Here is a 17,208-nt window from a genome sequence, read left to right on the forward strand (position 1 = left end):
TCACATCCGAGGAATGCGCCAACTACCTGAAAAACTCAGGCTATCGAACTTAATGCCATCATGCTTTAGCGCTTCACGATCTCAGCCGTCGAGACGATGGTCTCGGTGATCATGCCATCGCGGCTGAATGGCACCAAATGGCCCCCGATGTCGCGCAATGCGGCTTCGACATTGTCGCCCAGCGCTTCCGGCGAGGACGACGAGTAGGTCAGCACGCGTTCTGTCAGATCCTGTGTGCTCACCGCGTGGCTGGTCTCGACCGCGACGAGCCCGGTGGGAGCAAAGGCGCTGCCGCGAAAGAACGCGGGCAAGTCGCGATGGGTGCGCGAGCCCTTGCCGGCTTCCTCCCACAGCTTCTCGGGTGACCAGCGACGGCGGATCTCGTTGTAACCATCGAGCCACGGGTTGCGGCCGTCGGTGACAGAGAAGGAGGCGCAGATCACGATCGCGCCGTCACAGGCCACAAGTTCGTCGAGCCGCGCAAGCGTGGCATCGCGATCCATCCAATGCAGCGCACGGCCAATCGTGACGATGTCGAACGCGCCGATTTCCGGGGAAAGTGTCTCTGCCTTGCCTTCGATCAGCGTGACATGTCGCCCCGCGCGCGACGCGGCGAGCCGGGCGGCCTCAAGCATCGCAGGCTCCGGATCGACACCGACGACGCGTCCGACATAGGGGCCGAAGCCAAGTGCCAGCAGGCCAGGCCCGGTGCCGAGATCGATCAGGCTGCTCTCTCTGGTGAGGCCGAGCTTGTGTGCGACGGTGCGAAAAAATTCGCGAGGATAAGGCGGCCGCAAATGCTCGTAAGTTGACGCCGTGCTCGCAAACCGGCCCATGCGTCACCTGACCTAGACGTGCTGGCCGCCGTTGATGTGGATCTCGGCGCCGTTGACGTAAGAACTGGTGTCCGTGCACAGCACGTAGATGATCTTGGCGACCTCGTCGGGTGTGCCGAGGCGATGCATCGGGATCTGCTGCTCGACGATCTTCTCCGTGCCCGGCGACAGGATCGAGGTGTCGATCTCGCCCGGCGCGATCGCGTTGACGCGCACGCCGACGCGGCCGAAGTCCGAGGCCATCTCACGCGTCAGCGCGGCAAGCGCCGCCTTCGAGGTAGCGTAGGCGGCGCCCGCGAACGGATGCACGCGCGAGCCCGCAATCGAGGTGACGTTCACGACCGAGCCCTTGGCCGCCTTCAACTCCTCGATCAATCCGCGCGCGATCATGATCGGCGCGAAGAAGTTGACATGGAAGACGTGGGTCCATGTGTCGAGGTCGGTGTCGACCGAGCCGAGCCGGGAGCCGCCCGGGCCCTTCGGCGAGATCGCGGCGTTGTTGACCAGCGCATGCAGCGTGCCGCCTTCGAGCCGGTTGCGGATCTCGTTGATCGCGCGTGCGGTGTCCTCGGGATCGCCGAGGTCGACCTGGATGTGATCCTCAGGGCCTGCATCCCACGGGCAATCCTCGGGGAAGGGATGCCGCGAGCAGGTGATGACCCGCCAGCCCGCCGACGAGAAGCGGATCACGGTGGCGTGGCCGATACCGCGGCTCGCTCCGGTCAGGAGCAGCGTGCGGCGCGGCGCATTGGACGAATGCGGCATGGACATCTTTCAGGTCGGCCCAAAGATCGAGAGAAGGCTCTAGGGATACATCCGCGTCTTGGACCACGGCTGGCCGGCTGCGTCACGACGAAATTCGATGCGATCGTGCAGACGGAATGGGCGGTCGTGCCAGAACTCGATGCGAACAGGTGTGATACGCCAACCGCTCCAGCCCGGCGGCCGCGGCACTTCGCCGATGACGTATTTGGCCGCGACCTTGGCGATGGCCTGCTCGAAGGCGAAGCGGCTCTCCAGCTCCTGCGACTGCTTGCTGGCCCAGGCGCCGATCTGCGCCTGCTTCGGTCGCGTCGCGAAATAGGCGTCGGCCTCGGCATCGGTCACCGGCGTCACGTTGCCGCGGATGCGGACCTGACGGCGCAGCGACTTCCAGTGAAAAAGTAAGGCGGCCTTAGGATTTGCGGCAAGTTCGCGGCCCTTTTGGCTCGCGGCGTGGCTGTAGAAGACGAAACCTCCGGTATCGAAGCCTTTCATCAGGACCATACGCACGTCAGGCAGGCCGTCCGGATCGACGGTCGCGAGCGCCATGGCGTTCGGATCGTTCGGCTCGCTCTTGATCGCTTCGTTCAACCAGGCCTCGAACAGCGCAAACGGCTCGTCGGCGGCGGTGAAATCACCGGATGTTAAGGGTGTCTGGTGTTTCATCGAGGTCGTGTCGGTCATGTCTGGAGTCCGAATTGCGTCCCGCGGCCCAAAGCGCGCTGTTGTCTGCTCTCGCCCTATATAGGGCATGGGGACGCGTTGGCCTATCGGCGATGCGGTCATCCAGCTTCGCCGTGACGATGATTCTGATCGGGGTCAGTGCCGGCGGCTGCAGCATGTCCCGCACGGACGCGAACGCCTACGCCAAGGCCGACGACAGCGACCTCACCGGTTCGATCGCGCAGCCGGTGAAGGACGCCCGGCCGACCGAGACCGATCTCGCCTTCGCCCGCAACGCCGCCTCCGACGTGCTGAGCATGGGCGACAAGGATGCCAGCCAGCACTGGGAGAACCCGGAAACCGGCGCGCGCGGTTCGGTGACGCCGATCGCGCAATCCTACGCCGCCGAGGATGGTCGCAAGTGCCGCGACTTCCTGGCGAGCTATGTCAACGGGACGACCGAAAGCTGGCTCCGGGGGGCCGGCTGCCAAAGCAGCCGTGGCCGTTGGGAGATTCATACGCTAAAGCCGTGGCGGAGCTAGGAATCAGCTCAGCAGACTAGTTGCAAAAATGCCACTCGCTCCCCACATGAGGTCCAGGTGGGGCGGGCTAGCCCTTTCGACATTTCGATTTCCCAAGAGGAGACGTGACGGATGCGCGACCCCTATGAGGTCTTGGGGGTGCCGCGGAGCGCGAGCGCTGCGGCGATCAAGAGCGCCTATCGCAAGCTGGCCAAGAAGCATCATCCCGACAGCAACAAGGATGATCCCAAGGCCGCCGAGCGCTTCTCCGAGATCAATTCGGCCAACGAGATCATCGGCGACGAGGACAAGCGCAAGCAGTTCGATCGCGGCGAGATCGACGCCGAGGGCAAGCCGCGCTTCCAGGGCTTTCCTGGCGGTGGCGGGCCGCGGGGTCGCGCCGGTCCCGGTGGGTTCGAGAGCTACAGCTTCCGCGGCGGCGCGGGTCCTGGCCAGGGTGCGGGCGCGTTCGAGGACATCCTCAACAGCATGTTCGGCGGCGGGATGCGCGGTGCGCGGCCCGGGGCCGGGGGCGGTGCCCAGTTCGAATTCGACACCGGCGGGATCGGACTCGATCTCGACGTCAACGTCGCCATGTCCGTCTCGCTGGAAGAATCGGTCAAGGGCGGCGAGAAGCGCGTTCGGCTGCCGAACGGCAAGGAACTCAACGTCAAGATTCCGGCCGGTGTCATAGAAGGTCAGCAAATCCGGCTGCGGGGGCAGGGCGAGACCGCTCAGGGTCACCCGCCCGGCGACCTCCTGATCACCATCAACATCGCGGCCCATCCGTTCTTCAAGATCGATGGCGCGGATCTGCGGATCGACCTGCCGGTCACGCTTTACGAAGCTGTTCTCGGCGGCAAGGTTCGTGTGCCAACGCTCGGCAACGCCGTGGAACTGTCGGTCCCGAAAAACACCTCCAGCGGCCGCACCTTCCGCCTCAAAGGTAAGGGCTTGCCGAAATCTGGCGGAACCGGGGATCTCTTCGTCACCGTCAGGATTATGCTACCGGACGGGAACGACGCCGAGCTTGAAGCATTGATGGAAAAGTGGCGGGACCAACACCCCTACAATCCACGTAGCGGGCTTGGCTGACACATGATCCGGACCCGGAGGGCCGCGTTAGCGCGAAGTGTGTAGCGGCTTTCCGAGAAGATCATGCGCAAACAATGAGCTAAAGCGCGAGCCATCGCGCTTTAGCGAGAGATCGGAACTGAAGGGGTTCTCCTAAAGGCCTAACGCATCTCCGAACGGATGATGCCCATCATACACGGGAAGCGTGGTAGCGCTTCTCGGCTCGTATGGCCGACGTATCGGCTGTCCGGCGGGGCAGCCGACAAAAAGGTGCGGCCTCGAGAGGGGGACCAGCGCGGTACCAAAAACCCCAATCGAGGCCGCCCGCGTCGATCGGCGGATCGAACGCCACTCATAATCGCGTGAACACCCGGTGCGATAATGAGACGCACACATGTCCTGATTCCAAATTTTCAATGACGGAATCGAGGCACGCCGTTTTCGCGGTTGTCTAACCGCCGCTTTTCTCGGCTTGGTCGTACACGGCTTGCGCCACCTTGGTCAGGCGATCGCGGTCGGCGCCGCCGCCGCTGACGACGTAGCCAACGCCGCGTTCGGCCCAGAACAGCGCTCCATCCTTGTCCGCCCTGGCGTATCGCATCTGCGTTGCGCCGGTCTCGGTCTTGGCGGTGTAGATCGTGTAGCGCTCGCCCGAGGCTCCCTCATACATCAGGAAGGACGCCGGTCCGTTCGGCCCCGGCAGCAGACGGCCGCCGACCAGCTTCAGCCCGCTCGGCTCGAGATTTGGCGCGAACACGGTCCAGCCGCACCGCCGGGTCAGCCAGGCCTGGAGGTGGTCGCGCTCGTTGCCGCCGACCTCGACGGGGTGGCGGACCTCGACGACATAGAGGTGATGGGCTTCGAGCGCGTCCGCCGTAAAGCTCTGGAAGGTCGAGGGCGCATTGGCGGCGCCATGCGCGACCCAGCCGGCCGCGCCGCCGGCGACGAAGGCAACCAGGGTGGCCGCCACCGCCCCGTAGAGCCATTGCCGCGGACGGCGCTCCAGCCGTTCGAGCTCCAGCCGGGCCGGCACCGGCTCCTGGGCGATGCTGTCGTAACGGGCATGCAGCATCTCGGCCATGGCGCGCCAGGAGTGCACCCGCTCGGCATCGTCGGGGTGGGCGGCAAGCCAGGCCTCGACGTCGGCGCGGCGCTCGGGCGGCAGCTCGCCGTCGACAAAGGCGTGCAGCTCGTCTTCGGTCACGGGAATATTGCGGTCGTTCATATCGGTCGTCTCTGGCTCTGCGGCCCAAAATATCTGACGCGGTTCAATTGCGCTGCTTCTCTCTCCATGCAGGGGGCGCGGCACGCGCGATGCATCGATCCTGCCATCATTTCACCCGCCTGAGTGCCGGGCGCTCACCCTCCAGCGACGCCTTGACGTGCGCGCGGGCGCGCGCCAGGCGGGACATCACGGTACCGATCGGCACGCCCTGGATGTCGGCGACCTCGCGGTAGCTCATGCCCTCCAACATCACCAGCAGCAGCACCGAGCGTTGCTCCTCGACCAGCGTCGAGAGTGCCCGCTCGATGTCGCGTCCTTCGGCCTCCGTCCCGCTGGCATCCGGGTTGTTCTCCGTCAGCTGCATGAATTGCGGCCGCCTCGCCAGCGAGCGCCGCCGGTTCTTGTTGAGGTTGGTCAGGATCGTGTAGAGCCAGCTCCTGACGTCGCCTCCGAGAAACAATCGCTCCGAACGCAACGCACGCACCAGCGTGTCCTGCACCAGATCGTCGGCCGCGTCCGCATCGCGCGTCAGCGCGCGGGCGTAGCGGCGCAACGCCGGGATCATGGCTTCTACGCTCTGGCGAAACGCACTCATGCCGTCTTTGACGTCCTGCTGTTCGGCGCGAGCGCCTCTAGCAATCATAACACCCGAATGGAACGGCTATTCCGGCGCTGGAAACAGCGTTAACGCCGCGGATTAGGACTGTACCGCAGGGGAGGGCTGGTGTACCTCCAGACCTTGATCCAGTTCGACGGGACGTGAAGAAATGGCGCAGAATTCAGGTCTGATGCAGGGTAAGCGCGGGGTCATCCTCGGCGTTGCCAACAATCGCTCGATCGCCTGGGGCATCGCCAAGGCGTGCCAGGCGGCCGGCGCCGAGATCGCACTCACCTACCAGGGCGATGCGCTGAAGAAGCGGGTCGAGCCGCTCGCGGCCGAACTCGGCGCACTCATGCTCGGCCATTGCGACGTCACCGATGCCGCGACCATCGATGCCGTGTTCGACGTGCTGAAGGAGAAGTGGGGCAAGATCGATTTCGTCGTGCACGCAATCGCGTTTGCCGACAAGGATCAGCTCGAGGGCCGTTACGTCGACACCACCGCGGACAATTTCTCCAAGTCGATGCTGATCTCCTGCTACTCGCTGACTGCGATCGCGCAGCGCGCCGAGAAGCTGATGACCGACGGCGGTTCGATCGTCACGCTGAGCTATTATGGCTCCGAGAAGTGGATGCCGAACTACAACGTCATGGGCGTCGCCAAGGCCGCGCTGGAGGCGAGCGTGCGCTATCTCGCCGCCGATCTCGGCGAGAAGGCGATCCGCGTCAACGCGATCTCGGCGGGACCGATCAAGACGCTGGCGTTCGCCGGCATCGCCGATTCACGGCTGCTGCTGAAATACAACGAGCTCAACGCGCCGCTGCGGCGTAACGTGACGATCGAGGAGGTCGGCGACAGCGCGCTGTATTTCCTCTCCGATCTCGCGCGCGGCGTTACCGGCGAGGTGCATCACGTCGATGCCGGCTACCACGTGCTCGGCATGAAACGGCCCGATGCGCCCGACGTCTCGCTCGGCGGCAAGGACTAACCACCACCTGGAATACCCGTGCCCACGATCTATTATCTTCGCCACGGCGAGACCGAGTGGAATGCGCTCGGACGGCTCCAGGGCACCAGGGACATTCCATTGAATGCGCGCGGCCGCGACCAGGCCGTGCAGGCCGGCGGCATTCTGGTTGACCTCCTCGGGCGTGACGGCCGCGACAAGGCGGCGCTGCCCTATGTGTCGAGCCCGCTCGGCCGTGCGCGCCAGACCATGGAACTCGCGCGCGCCAAGCTCGAGCTGCCCGTGACGGACTATGCGCTGGACGATCGCCTGCGCGAAATCGGCTACGGCGTCTGGGAAGGGCTGACGCTGGCCGAAAGCGAGGCGAGAGATCCCGAGATCTACGCGAGGCGCCTCGCCGACAAATGGACCGTGGGACCTGCGAACGCCGAGACCTATGCCGACGTCCAGGTCCGCGTTCGCGCCTGGTACGACGAACTGCGGACCGACACGGTCGCGGTCGCCCATGGCGGCACCTGCCGGGCCCTGATGGTCTCGCTCGGCCTGGAGACGCCGGCCAGCGCCGCGGAGCTCTATATCGAGCAGGGCGCCGTCTACGTGTTTCGCGACGGCCGGCTGGAGAAGTATAGTTGAGCCTCGGCGCGGTCGGTCCAGGGCCTGCCTATCGGGTTTGACCCCCGGCCCCTCGCGCGTTACCACACGCCGGAACCGAGCCAGCGAGAAGCAATGTCCTTCAACACCTTCGGCCACATGTTCCGTGTCACCACCTTTGGCGAGAGCCATGGGGTGGCGATCGGCTGCGTGGTGGACGGCTGCCCGCCGATGATCCCGCTCACCGAGGCGGACATCCAGCAGGATCTCGATCGCCGCCGGCCGGGTCAGTCGCGCTTCACCACCCAGCGCCAGGAGCCGGACCAGGTGAAGATCCTCTCCGGCGTCATGGCGCATCCCGAGACCGGCGTGCAGGTGACGACGGGCACGCCGATCGGGCTCCTGATCGAGAACACCGACCAGCGCTCCAAGGACTATTCGGAGATCAAGGACAAGTTTCGTCCTGGTCATGCCGACTTCACCTATGAAGCCAAGTACGGCCTGCGCGACTATCGCGGCGGCGGCCGTTCCTCGGCGCGAGAGACTGCGACGCGCGTCGCCGCCGGTGCGATCGCGCGAAAGGTGCTGCCGGATGTGAAGGTCCGCGGCGCGCTCGTGCAGATCGGCCCGCACAAGATCGACCGCGAGAAGTGGGACTGGGACGAAATTGCGAAGAACCCCTTCTTCTGTCCCGACAAGGACAAGGCCGCGTTCTTCGAGACCTATCTCGACGGCATCCGCAAGAGCGGCTCCTCGATCGGCGCGGTGCTCGAGATCGTCGCCGAGGGCGTGCCCGCAGGACTTGGCGCGCCGATCTACGCCAAGCTCGATTCCGATCTCGCGGGCGCGATGATGACCATCAACGCCGTGAAGGGCGTCGAGATCGGTGCCGGCTTTGGCGCAGCCGAGCTGACCGGCGAAGAGAACGCCGACGAGATGCGCACCGGCAATGACGGCACGCGCTTCCTGTCCAACCACGCCGGCGGCGTATTGGGCGGCATCTCCACGGGACAGCCGATCGTGGTGCGTTTCGCGGTGAAGCCGACCTCGTCGATCCTGCAGCCGCGCCTCACCGTCGATCGCAAGGGCACCGACACCGAGATCTTCACCAAGGGCCGCCACGACCCCTGCGTCGGCATCCGCGCCGTCCCGGTCGGCGAAGCCATGATGGCCTGCGTGCTGGCCGACCACTTCCTGCGCGACCGCGGGCAGGTGGGGCGCTAGCGTCGACGGCCACTCGTGTCGCGGTAATAGCCCACCGCGCAGCTTGACGATTCCACCACTTCGTCCGCAAATGCGGGCATGGACAGGTCCGGGCTCCAGCGTGTCTTGAATTGGCTGATCGACGGGGCGAAGACCTCGGGGACCTCGGCCGACATGATCGCCGCTGTCTGCGAGAAGCTGGTCGATGCCGGCCTGCCGCTGTGGCGCTTCGGGATCTTCATCCGCACGCTGCATCCGGAAATCTTCGGTCGCAACTTCATCTGGCGGCAGGGCCAGAAGGTCGAGATGGGCACCGTCGATTTCGATATCCTGGATACCCCCGAATTCGCCCAGAGCCCGCTTCGCATCGTGTTCGAGCAGGGGATCGAGGTGCGGGGCCGCATGAACGACCCCGACAGCGAGCGGTTTCCGTTCCTCGACGACATGCGCGTCGAAGGGGTGACCGACTACATCGCGGTGCCGATGCCGTTTCTCGATGGCTCGATCCATGCGACGAGTTGGGTCACGCGGCGACCCGGCGGCTTCAGCGACGACGACATCGCAGCGATCAGGATGATCATGGCGCCGCTCGCGCGTGTCAGCGAGATCGTCAGCCTGCGCCGCACCGCCGAGATGCTGCTCGACACCTACGTCGGCAACCGCGCGGGTGCGCGCATCCTCGGCGGCCAGATCCGCCGCGGCCACAACGACACCATGCAGGCCGCGATCTGGCTCTCGGATCTGCGCGGCTTCACCGCGCTGTCGGACCGGCTGCCGGCCGAGACCGTGGTCGAGATCCTGAACCGCTATTTCGACTGTCAGGTCACCGCCATCAGGGGGCATGGCGGCGAGGTCCTGAAATTCATGGGCGACGGCCTGCTCGCGGTGTTCCCGATCGACGAATATGTCGGCGACGCCTCCCATGTCTGCGCGCGGACGCTGGAAGCAGCGCGCGAAGCCCGCGCCAGCGTCGATGCGCTGGCGCACCCCGTCGGCGACGTCGTCGAGCGTTTCCGCTTCGGCGTCGCTCTGCACGTCGGGAACATACTTTACGGTAATATCGGTGGCGGCAATCGCCTCGACTTCACCTGCATCGGTCCCGCCGTCAATCTTGCCGCGCGGCTGGAGAAGATCGCCGGTCGCCTGGGGCGGACCGTCGTGGTGTCGGAGGGCTTTGCCAAGGTCTGCGGGCACGACTGGCGTAATCTCGGCGATTTTCCGATCGCGGGGTTTTCCAAGGCGCAGCGCGTGTATGGGCTGGCGGAGGAGACGCCAGTGGTGATGGCGTGAAGGCTCACCCATGACCGTCGAATTCCGCCAGATCGAAATCGCCGATACCGACGCCTTCCGTGCCGCGGTCGACATCGTCGCTCGCGAGCGCAAATACATCGCGCTGAGCGAGGCGCCGCCGATCGAGCAGGTGCGCGCTTTCGTTGCGCGCAATGTCGAGCGTGGCTATCCGCAGATCGTCGCCGTCGCCGATGGCGCCGTGGTCGGATGGTGCAACATTCCGCCGGCCAGCCGCGTTGTCTCGGCGCATGTCGGCGATCTCTTCATGGGGCTCGTTCCGGATTTCCGCGGCCAAGGCTTCGGCGAAAGGCTGTTGCAGCATGCCGTTCAGGCTGCTGATGTATTCGGCTTCCGCCGCATCGAGCTCGGCGTGTTCGCGACCAACACCGTCGCGGCCGCCCTTTATCGCAAGGTTGGGTTCGTCGAGGAGGGCACCAAGAAAAGGGCGATCCTCCTCGACGGTATCCATCACGACGAGATCATCATGGCGCGCCTCAGGGGCTAGCCGCGGCCATCGCTGATATATGACTGCTTCAAGCCGAGCGTCAGGATCGTGACGGTGATCCACAGCCGAAGCATGGCAAAGCTGAAGATGAAGCAGAAATAGATCAGATTCTTGATGAAGTCGCTTGCTTGCGAGGTCTGCCAGAAATTCCAGATCGCGGTGCGTACCGCTTCCTGTCCGTAGGCGAGCGCGATGTTGACGACGCCGAGCGCGATCACGGCCGCGCCGAGCCACAGACCGCGCCGCGCGAACTCGCCGATCGCGGCAAACAACGCGATCTGGCCGTCGTCGCGCTCCGCGCGGACGATCATCAGCAGCACCAGCGCGGCGATCGCTGCGCTCCAGAATCGCCCGGGATGGGTGAACTGGTCGAAGGCCATGCCGTCGAGGCCCGCCATCAGATGATGCGCCGCCTCATAGCCGGCTGCCGCGGCGCTGATTGCTGCCGCGACCATCACCAGCGCGATCCGCCACAGGATTGAGAACGAGAGCCTGAACTGCTCCCCCCATGTCAACTCGCCGAGCGAGGATTGGCCGCCGGCCGCCTCGATCGATTGCTGCGCGGTCGCGAAGAAGGCCAGCAGCACCGAAATGTCCGCAATAATGATGGCCGGCAGCGCCACGGGGCCGCCGCCGAACGCGATCACCCGCATCGCAGCCGCCAGGATCAGCCAGGGCAGGACGTGCAGCAGCTTGAACGGACCGAACGAGGTCTCGTGGCGGGCGGGCTTGAATTCGATTTGTTTGCGCAGTGAGACTGACATCGCATCGTCGTGACACAGGAGATTGAACCCGTGGTAGCGCCGATCGGTAAAATTGACGCAAAGGCGCGCGACGGACTGGCGCGGCCTATTCCTCCGGCTCGGTCGTGAACAGGAGCGGATAGCCCTTGGCGCGGCCGGCGTCGGTGGCGCGGGTGGCCTTGGTCTCGGCGACGTCCCTGGTGAAGACGGCAACGACGCAGGCGCCGAGCTTGTGCGCGGTGATCATGACCTTGTAGGCCTGATCCTCGGTCATGCGGAATTCTGCCTTGAGCACCATGGTCACGAACTCACGTGGCGTGTAGTCGTCGTTGATCAGGATGACCTTGTGCAGCTTCGGCCGCTCGACCTTGGTTTTGGTCCTGGTTTTCGGCGTGGTGACGGTGTCGTTCATTCCGCCTCCTGGACACGGCGGGCTCGGTTCCCTGCCGGAGCGATCAGCTCGCGGTCTTTGTACCATATTGGAGGACCTGCACCTTCTCCAAGGTGATCAGGCCGCTAGACATCATGCCATCCAGGATGGGCAGGAATGCGTTGATGTTGTCCTCGCTGTCGACGATTTCGATCAGGAGCGGCAGGTCTTCCGAGAGGCGCAGGATCTTCGAGGTGTGCAGCCGGCTCGACTTGCCGAACCCCATCGGGCCGCGCAGCACGGTAGCGCCGGCAATGTGCCGCTCGCGTGCCGCCAGCACGATGGCTTCATAGAGCGGCTTGCCGTTGCAATGGTCGCTTTCGCCGATGAAGATCCGGAGCGAAACAGCCTGATTGGGGATTTGCATGGTCAGCTCCTTTTCAAGCGGTTGTAGCGGTTCGCCATCATATGCCCTGCCCATACCGACACCAGCCAGCAGACGACGGACGCCGCGATATAGGCGAGTGCGGTATATTTCAGGCCGCCGTGGAACAGGCGGAAGGTCTCCAGGCTGAAGGTCGAGAAGGTGGTGTAGCCGCCGCAGAAGCCGGTCATGACGAGCTGCCGATGCTCCGGCCGCGCCAGCACACGGCCGTCCGGGCCGGTCAGCGTCGCGTAGAAGCCGATGATGAGCGAGCCCGTGGCGTTGATGAACAACGTCGCGAAGGGAAAACCCGGGCCGGTATCGAGGGCGAGCCCGACCAGATAGCGTGTCAGGCCGCCGACGATGCTGCCGGCAGAGACCCAGGCATAGAGCAGCGCGGTACGCCAGCGGTCGGCGGAGGAAGCATTCATCTGCGGCTAGCCTCCAAAGCTGTCCGCGAGGAGGAAGCCGCAGCTCACGGCCGCGAGGCAAAGTCCGACCGAGAACACGACATTGCCGAGCGCGTGTACCGGCTCGCCGCTGCGCGCCAGTGTCAGCGTTTGCAGGCTGAACGAGGACACCGTCGTGTAGCAGCCGAGGAAGCCGGTCACCGCGAACAGCCACGGACTGGGCGAGGCGAAGAGAGAGCCTGGATGAGTCGCCAGCGCGCCAAGAATGCCGATCAGGAAGGCGCCTGTGACGTTGATGGTCATGGTGCCCCAGGGAAAGGTCTCGCCCAGCCGCCGCGCGATGGCGCCGGAGACGAAATAGCGGGTGCAGCCGCCCAGCACACTGCCGACAATGATTGCGATCGCTCCGCTCAGCACGATGAACAGTCCCCCGTCATGACTTGTTCTCCATTGCCAGACCCTTGCCGGCGGCAAGCAGCCCCACCAGCGCGGCCAGTGCGAAGCCTAGCCCGGCAAGGAACGTGCCGACCGGACCATAGGCGTCCCACAGCGCGCCGGCGATGACGCTTGCGGCCAGCATCGCAAGGCCGGTGAACAGGTTGAAATAGCCGAATGCGGTGCCGCGCAGGCTTGGCGGTGCAGTATCGGCGACGAGCGCCGAGAGCAGGCCTTGCGTCAGCCCCATATGCAGGCCCCACAGCACGACGCCGATGGCGAGGCCGGGAAGATTGGGCAGCAGCGCGAGGACGAGGTCGGCGCCGGCGAGAACGACGAGGCCCAGCGTGAGCAGGGCGTTCCGGTTGATCCGGTCCGCCAGCACGCCGGCCGGATAGGCCGAGAGCGCGTAGGCGATGTTCATCAGCACCAGCACCGCCGGCACCCACATTGCATTGAGGCCGATGTTCTGCGCGCGCAGGATCAGGAAGGCCTCGCTGAAACGCGCCAGCGTGAACACGACGCCGATCGCGACGACGCGCCAATACATGGATCCAAGTTGCCGCATCGCGGCGGCGTTGAGCGGGTTCTTCGCCGGCTCGCGGCTCGAGTCCGGCTCCTTCACCGCAAACGTAATGAGGCCAAAGGACAGGAACGCCGGCACCACGGCCACCCAGAACACGGCGACGAAATGATCTGCCGTCCACCACATCAGGCCGATCGCGACGAGCGGTCCGACAAAAGCGCCGATCGTGTCGAGCGACTGCCGCAGGCCGAAGCTCGCGCCGCGCAGGCCCGCGGGCGCGATGTCGGCGACCAGCGCATCGCGGGGCGCCCCGCGAATGCCCTTGCCGACCCGGTCGATGAAGCGCGCAACCACCAGCCAGCCGATGCTGGGCGCGAGCGGAAACAGCGGCTTCGTCAGAGCGGCCAGCCCGTAGCCCAAGGCCGCGAGCAGCTTGCGCCGGCCGAGCCAGTCCGACAATGCGCCGGAAAAGATTTTCGTGATCGCGGCAGTCGCCTCCGCGATGCCTTCGATGAAGCCGACGGTGAGCGTGGAGGCGCCGAGCACGGTGACGAGATAGACCGGCAGCAGCGCATGGATCATCTCCGAGGAGATGTCCATCAGCATCGAGACAAAGCCGAGCACCCAGATTCCCCTGGGTAGCCTCTCGCGTGCAGCTTTCGGTATCGTCGTCACGTCGTTGTCTTCACGTCCTGGGCATCCCGTGGCCTTCGCTTTCAGGCAATAAAAAACCCGCCATCGGCGGGTTTGTCCATGCTCCCGCCAAAGGCAGGGGCTCATTGCCCCACCTCTAGCAGGAGTCATCAGCCCACTACGATCGCTCGACCGCCGGGCGGTTGTCGGGGGACTCCATCCCCATCTGTGTCATCAGACTAGCATGGAAATGACGGGGAACAAGTGGGCGAGGCGCGCTGTCCCGCGTCGCGAATGCGTGGCGGCGCATGCGTGGCGACATGACGGCGATTTCGCGCCGCTGCGCTGAAAATCCTAACTGGAATGTGAAGCACGAGCGATCTTGGCGCTTTGCGGCAAGGCGTTTGCATGTCACCATCGCGCCGTACGACGGGAGACTGCGATGCGCTTGCTGTTCTCGATCGGGGCTGTGCTGGTGGCCGGCGTGTTTGCCGGGGGGGACGTCGCGAGCATCGCGGCACCAAGTCCCAAATTTGAACCGCCGCAATTCGAACCATCAAGACAGCAGCGGCAGGCGGCAGACGGCGATGCGCAGTCGGTCGATGTCGAACTGATCCTCGCGGTCGACGTGTCCTATTCGATGGACATGGACGAGCTCGCGATCCAGCGCGAGGGCTACGCGCAGGCGATCCAGTCGAAGGAGTTCTTGCAAGCGCTGAAGGCCGGCCCCAGCGGCAGGATCGCCGTGACGTATTTCGAATGGGCCGCAACCGGTGACCAGAAGATCATCATCCCCTGGCGCCTCATCGACGGACCCGAGACGGCGGATGCCGTCGCAGCCGAGATCCTGAAGACGCCGATCCGGCGCGCCTCGCGCACCTCGATATCAGGCGCGATCGGATTCGCGATGCCGCTGTTCGACGAGAACCCTTATCACGGGCTTCGCCGCGTCATCGACATCTCCGGCGACGGTCCGAACAACAACGGCGGCCCGGTCACCGTCGCGCGCGATCTCGCGCTCGAGAAGGGCATCGTCATCAACGGCCTGCCTATCATGGTGAAGGAGCCGTCCTATTCGACCATGGATATCGACAACCTCGATTACTATTACGAGGATTGCGTCATCGGCGGCCCCGGCTCCTTCGTGATCGCAATCAAGGATCGCGAGAAGTTCAAGGAGGCGATCCGCACCAAGCTGCTGATGGAGGTCGCCGGCCGCACACCCCCAGTGGTGCACGTTGCGGACAAGAACAAGGAGCCGCGCGTGAACTGTCTGATCGGCGAGAAGATCTGGTCGGATCGCTGGGGCCGCTAACGGCTCAACCTGACGAGACCTATTCCTCGCCGGTCGAGGCGGCTGAAGTTAACGGCTCGTTAACCGCGGCGTGGCCTAGTCGGAGTGTTTCCGAATGTTTCCGATGCCGTTTGCCGGTGCTCGAATGCAGGCAAGTTCGTCGGGGCCGTTCACCGAGCAAGCCCATGCCCATCGTCACGCAAAGCACCAGCCAGATTTCGCCGGCCAACGAGCGGATGTATCACCAGAGCGCTCTGCTCGGTGAATGGAAAGGCAATTGGGCGGGCAACAACCAGCCCGTGGGCTTCAAGGTCGTGAACATCAGAGGCGCCCGGGCTCAGGTCGAGTACACCCACAACGGACACACCGAGCGCGGTTTCGCCCAGGTCAGCGGCTCGCTCATCACCTTCGGCTCGATCACGGTCGGCACCAAGGACGGCAAGAACCTGGTGCTGTTGTTCTCCGCGGGCGGTGCCGGCAAGCAGACCGCCACGCTCGCAAAGCAGGCGCCGCCGGCCTCCGACAGCCGGCTGATGGGAAGCTGGGGCGGCTATTCCAGCGACAACGGCAAGAGCGCGAGCTTTCGCGTGCTGTCCGTCAACGGCAACGAGGCCGAGGTCAGCGTCACCACCGACGGCATCACCCGCCAGGGTACCGGCATCGTCTACAAGAACGTCATCATGTTCGGGCAGTCGCAGATCGCAACCGACGACGGGCAGAACGGCAAGATCATCTACCAGGTCGGCACCAAATCCTTCATGGTGCCGGTGACGAAATATCCGCCGGCGGATTCGTCGTCTTCGGTGGACCGGACGGCGTAGCCGCCCGCGGCGGCGAGCGCTGGGCCGCGCCCGCCGCCATTCAGGATCAGATCCGTGCCTCAAGGATCAGGTTGAACGGCGTCTCCGCGGCGCGGCGGAAGCGTGACAATCCGCCTTCGGCGGCGACCTTGCGCAGCCTTGCCTCGCCGGCTTGCGCGCCGAGCGCGAGGCCCACCTCCTGATCGAGCGAGGCCGGCGTGCAGATCATGGTCGACGCCGCGTAATAGACGCGCCCGACCGGGTTGAGATTGTCTTCGAGGCGGTCGCCCGCGAACGGCTCGACCAGCATGCAGGTGCCGTCCTTCGCCATGGTCTGGCGCACGTGGCTGATCGCGCCGACGGGATCGCCCATGTCGTGCAGGCAATCGAAGAAGCAGACGAGATCGTAGCCCTCGGCCGGATAGGTCTTGGCCGAGTGAACCGCGAAGCTGACGCGGTCACCGAGCCCGGCCTCGCTTGCCGCTTTTCGTGCTGCCTCGATCGAGCCCTCGTGATAGTCGAACCCGTAGAAGCGGGAGTTCGGAAAGGCTTTCGCCATCAACCGTGTCGAGACGCCGTGCCCGCAGCCGACGTCGGCGACCTTGGCGCCGCGCTTGAGCTTGTCCACGACGCCGTCGAGCGCGGGCAGCCACTCCTGCACGAGATGATGCATGTAGCCGGTGCGGAAGAAGCGCGCCGTGCCGCAGAACAGACACTCGCTGCGCCGGTTCCAGCCGACACCCTTGCCGGACTTGAAGGCGTCCGTGATCTTCGGCTCGTCGAGAAACGCGGCGGCAATGACGTTGCCGACCGCGCCGAGAAACACCGGGCTGTCCTGGTCGGCGAGCGCCATCGCCTGCTCCGGCAGCATCGAGAATTTTCCTGAACCGGCATCGTATTCGACGTAGCCGGATGCCGCCTGGCTCGCCAGCCATTCGCGGACGTAGCGCTCCGCCGTTCCGGTGGCTTTCGCGAGCTCGGCGGAGTTCATCGGTCCCTTGGCGGCGAGGGCGCGATAGAGCCCGAGCTTGTCGCCCAAGAGGATGAGCGATGCGTTCATCGCCGCCCCGACCTCGGTGATCATCTTGCCCATAAAAGCATTCAACCTGTCGGCATTGACCTCCATGACAGCCTCCATCCAATGTTGGGCATTTTCAAAGGTCTGCGCAATTGCGCGTGATCGGACTGCGACAGGCCTTTTGCGGTCATCGCCGCGGCCTCAGCTTTCGCGTCCTTTCAATGGGTCAATCCGGCACGGAGGAGGTTCAAAGCGTCGGAAAGCCCCGATCCAGAAACCTGGTGCCGCGCTCAGCGGCATCGCATCGCTGGCATTCG

The 17,208-nt window shown here is 64.9% G+C and carries 21 protein-coding genes and 1 riboswitch; of the genes, 9 read left to right on the plus strand and 12 right to left on the minus strand.

Annotated features, from left to right (window positions below; translation table 11 throughout):
• Window positions 1-65: 65 nt before the first annotated feature.
• From QY049_RS35060 to pdxH, 3 genes are read right to left on the minus strand one after another with little or no spacing between them, the layout of a single operon-like run.
• Window positions 66-836, minus strand: coding sequence for a class I SAM-dependent methyltransferase (locus QY049_RS35060; protein ID WP_258762725.1), 771 nt, complete (start codon window positions 834-836; stop codon window positions 66-68).
• A gap of 12 nt (window positions 837-848) precedes the next feature.
• Window positions 849-1,601 (minus strand): SDR family NAD(P)-dependent oxidoreductase, encoded by a 753-nt coding sequence (locus QY049_RS35065; protein ID WP_194477175.1) that lies wholly within the window; start codon window positions 1,599-1,601, stop codon window positions 849-851.
• Window positions 1,602-1,640: 39 nt separating this feature from the next.
• Window positions 1,641-2,282, minus strand: a complete 642-nt coding sequence (gene pdxH / locus QY049_RS35070) for a pyridoxamine 5'-phosphate oxidase (protein ID WP_258762724.1) — start codon at window positions 2,280-2,282, stop codon at window positions 1,641-1,643.
• 155 nt (window positions 2,283-2,437) lie between these two features.
• On the opposite strand from pdxH, the gene QY049_RS35075 reads away from it, so the two are divergent.
• The gene (locus QY049_RS35075; RefSeq protein WP_309493928.1) at window positions 2,438-2,803 is read left to right on the plus strand and encodes an RT0821/Lpp0805 family surface protein; all 366 of its coding nucleotides are present in this window, start codon (window positions 2,438-2,440) and stop codon (window positions 2,801-2,803) included.
• Between the two features lie 111 nt (window positions 2,804-2,914).
• Window positions 2,915-3,877, plus strand: a complete 963-nt coding sequence (locus tag QY049_RS35080) for a DnaJ C-terminal domain-containing protein (RefSeq protein ID WP_258762722.1) — start codon at window positions 2,915-2,917, stop codon at window positions 3,875-3,877.
• Between the two features lie 430 nt (window positions 3,878-4,307).
• On the opposite strand, the gene QY049_RS35085 is transcribed toward QY049_RS35080, so the two are convergent.
• Window positions 4,308-5,081, minus strand: coding sequence for an anti-sigma factor (locus QY049_RS35085; RefSeq protein ID WP_258762721.1), 774 nt, complete (start codon window positions 5,079-5,081; stop codon window positions 4,308-4,310).
• A 106-nt stretch (window positions 5,082-5,187) separates the two neighbouring features.
• Window positions 5,188-5,676 carry a sigma-70 family RNA polymerase sigma factor gene (locus tag QY049_RS35090; protein WP_128953175.1) on the minus strand — a complete coding sequence of 163 codons (489 nt, stop codon included), beginning with the start codon at window positions 5,674-5,676 and terminating at the stop codon, window positions 5,188-5,190.
• 172 nt (window positions 5,677-5,848) lie between these two features.
• Between QY049_RS35090 and fabI the strand changes: the two genes are divergently transcribed.
• From fabI to QY049_RS35115, 5 genes are all read left to right on the plus strand, one after another.
• Window positions 5,849-6,670 carry an enoyl-ACP reductase FabI gene (fabI, locus tag QY049_RS35095; RefSeq protein WP_194477171.1) on the plus strand — a complete coding sequence of 274 codons (822 nt, stop codon included), beginning with the start codon at window positions 5,849-5,851 and terminating at the stop codon, window positions 6,668-6,670.
• A gap of 12 nt (window positions 6,671-6,682) precedes the next feature.
• Window positions 6,683-7,282, plus strand: coding sequence for a histidine phosphatase family protein (locus tag QY049_RS35100; protein WP_258767022.1), 600 nt, complete (start codon window positions 6,683-6,685; stop codon window positions 7,280-7,282).
• 93 nt (window positions 7,283-7,375) lie between these two features.
• Window positions 7,376-8,464: a chorismate synthase gene (aroC, locus tag QY049_RS35105; RefSeq protein ID WP_258762720.1), complete on the plus strand. Its 1,089-nt coding sequence runs from the start codon at window positions 7,376-7,378 to the stop codon at window positions 8,462-8,464.
• Window positions 8,465-8,542: 78 nt separating this feature from the next.
• Complete coding sequence (locus tag QY049_RS35110; protein ID WP_258762719.1) at window positions 8,543-9,733, plus strand: adenylate/guanylate cyclase domain-containing protein; 1,191 nt, start codon at window positions 8,543-8,545, stop codon at window positions 9,731-9,733.
• Between the two features lie 10 nt (window positions 9,734-9,743).
• The gene (locus tag QY049_RS35115; RefSeq protein ID WP_194477168.1) at window positions 9,744-10,238 is read left to right on the plus strand and encodes a GNAT family N-acetyltransferase; all 495 of its coding nucleotides are present in this window, start codon (window positions 9,744-9,746) and stop codon (window positions 10,236-10,238) included.
• Here QY049_RS35115 and QY049_RS35120 read toward each other — a convergent pair.
• From QY049_RS35120 to QY049_RS35145, 6 genes are all read right to left on the minus strand, one after another.
• The gene (locus tag QY049_RS35120) at window positions 10,235-11,002 is read right to left on the minus strand and encodes a hypothetical protein (RefSeq protein ID WP_258762718.1); all 768 of its coding nucleotides are present in this window, start codon (window positions 11,000-11,002) and stop codon (window positions 10,235-10,237) included. The two genes, QY049_RS35115 and QY049_RS35120, sit on opposite strands and share 4 nt — an antisense overlap.
• Before the next feature lie 85 nt (window positions 11,003-11,087).
• Entirely contained in the window at window positions 11,088-11,393 is a 306-nt protein-coding gene (gene clpS, locus QY049_RS35125) for an ATP-dependent Clp protease adapter ClpS (RefSeq protein WP_194477166.1), read from the minus strand.
• Window positions 11,394-11,436: 43 nt separating this feature from the next.
• Entirely contained in the window at window positions 11,437-11,778 is a 342-nt protein-coding gene (locus QY049_RS35130; protein WP_194477165.1) for a DUF190 domain-containing protein, read from the minus strand.
• A 2-nt stretch (window positions 11,779-11,780) separates the two neighbouring features.
• Window positions 11,781-12,206, minus strand: coding sequence for a fluoride efflux transporter CrcB (gene crcB / locus QY049_RS35135; protein WP_194477164.1), 426 nt, complete (start codon window positions 12,204-12,206; stop codon window positions 11,781-11,783).
• A gap of 6 nt (window positions 12,207-12,212) precedes the next feature.
• On the minus strand, window positions 12,213-12,611 hold the full coding sequence (gene crcB, locus QY049_RS35140; RefSeq protein WP_194482814.1) for a fluoride efflux transporter CrcB: 399 nt from the start codon (window positions 12,609-12,611) through the stop codon (window positions 12,213-12,215).
• A 7-nt stretch (window positions 12,612-12,618) separates the two neighbouring features.
• A complete protein-coding gene (locus QY049_RS35145) occupies window positions 12,619-13,821 on the minus strand; it encodes an MFS transporter (RefSeq protein WP_258762717.1) in 1,203 nt (400 codons plus the stop codon).
• Window positions 13,822-13,933: 112 nt separating this feature from the next.
• Window positions 13,934-14,012: riboswitch (Fluoride riboswitch) on the minus strand.
• A gap of 209 nt (window positions 14,013-14,221) precedes the next feature.
• Between QY049_RS35145 and QY049_RS35150 the strand changes: the two genes are divergently transcribed.
• A complete protein-coding gene (locus QY049_RS35150; RefSeq protein ID WP_258762716.1) occupies window positions 14,222-15,094 on the plus strand; it encodes a DUF1194 domain-containing protein in 873 nt (290 codons plus the stop codon).
• Window positions 15,095-15,258: 164 nt separating this feature from the next.
• Entirely contained in the window at window positions 15,259-15,894 is a 636-nt protein-coding gene (locus tag QY049_RS35155; protein ID WP_258762715.1) for a hypothetical protein, read from the plus strand.
• 46 nt (window positions 15,895-15,940) lie between these two features.
• On the opposite strand, the gene QY049_RS35160 is transcribed toward QY049_RS35155, so the two are convergent.
• The gene (locus QY049_RS35160) at window positions 15,941-16,999 is read right to left on the minus strand and encodes a class I SAM-dependent methyltransferase (RefSeq protein ID WP_258762714.1); all 1,059 of its coding nucleotides are present in this window, start codon (window positions 16,997-16,999) and stop codon (window positions 15,941-15,943) included.
• Between the last annotated feature and the right edge of the window lie 209 nt (window positions 17,000-17,208).

Source organism: Bradyrhizobium sp. WYCCWR 13022 (assembly GCF_030435535.1).
Classification (GTDB): domain Bacteria; phylum Pseudomonadota; class Alphaproteobacteria; order Rhizobiales; family Xanthobacteraceae; genus Bradyrhizobium.

Excerpts from the sequence above, each read along its gene's own strand:
- QY049_RS35060 (WP_258762725.1), bottom strand. The coding sequence starts at position 836 with ATGGGCCGGTTTGCGAGCACGGCGTCAACTTACGAGCATTTGCGGCCG.
- QY049_RS35065 (WP_194477175.1), bottom strand. The coding sequence starts at position 1,601 with ATGCCGCATTCGTCCAATGCGCCGCGCCGCACGCTGCTCCTGACCGGA.
- pdxH (WP_258762724.1), bottom strand. The coding sequence starts at position 2,282 with ATGACCGACACGACCTCGATGAAACACCAGACACCCTTAACATCCGGT.
- QY049_RS35075 (WP_309493928.1), top strand. The coding sequence starts at position 2,438 with ATGTCCCGCACGGACGCGAACGCCTACGCCAAGGCCGACGACAGCGAC.
- QY049_RS35080 (WP_258762722.1), top strand. The coding sequence starts at position 2,915 with ATGCGCGACCCCTATGAGGTCTTGGGGGTGCCGCGGAGCGCGAGCGCT.
- QY049_RS35085 (WP_258762721.1), bottom strand. The coding sequence starts at position 5,081 with ATGAACGACCGCAATATTCCCGTGACCGAAGACGAGCTGCACGCCTTT.
- QY049_RS35090 (WP_128953175.1), bottom strand. The coding sequence starts at position 5,676 with ATGAGTGCGTTTCGCCAGAGCGTAGAAGCCATGATCCCGGCGTTGCGC.
- fabI (WP_194477171.1), top strand. The coding sequence starts at position 5,849 with ATGGCGCAGAATTCAGGTCTGATGCAGGGTAAGCGCGGGGTCATCCTC.
- aroC (WP_258762720.1), top strand. The coding sequence starts at position 7,376 with ATGTCCTTCAACACCTTCGGCCACATGTTCCGTGTCACCACCTTTGGC.
- QY049_RS35110 (WP_258762719.1), top strand. The coding sequence starts at position 8,543 with ATGGACAGGTCCGGGCTCCAGCGTGTCTTGAATTGGCTGATCGACGGG.
- QY049_RS35115 (WP_194477168.1), top strand. The coding sequence starts at position 9,744 with ATGACCGTCGAATTCCGCCAGATCGAAATCGCCGATACCGACGCCTTC.
- QY049_RS35120 (WP_258762718.1), bottom strand. The coding sequence starts at position 11,002 with ATGTCAGTCTCACTGCGCAAACAAATCGAATTCAAGCCCGCCCGCCAC.
- clpS (WP_194477166.1), bottom strand. The coding sequence starts at position 11,393 with ATGAACGACACCGTCACCACGCCGAAAACCAGGACCAAAACCAAGGTC.
- QY049_RS35130 (WP_194477165.1), bottom strand. The coding sequence starts at position 11,778 with ATGCAAATCCCCAATCAGGCTGTTTCGCTCCGGATCTTCATCGGCGAA.
- crcB (WP_194477164.1), bottom strand. The coding sequence starts at position 12,206 with ATGAATGCTTCCTCCGCCGACCGCTGGCGTACCGCGCTGCTCTATGCC.
- QY049_RS35150 (WP_258762716.1), top strand. The coding sequence starts at position 14,222 with ATGCGCTTGCTGTTCTCGATCGGGGCTGTGCTGGTGGCCGGCGTGTTT.
- QY049_RS35155 (WP_258762715.1), top strand. The coding sequence starts at position 15,259 with ATGCCCATCGTCACGCAAAGCACCAGCCAGATTTCGCCGGCCAACGAG.
- QY049_RS35160 (WP_258762714.1), bottom strand. The coding sequence starts at position 16,999 with ATGGAGGTCAATGCCGACAGGTTGAATGCTTTTATGGGCAAGATGATC.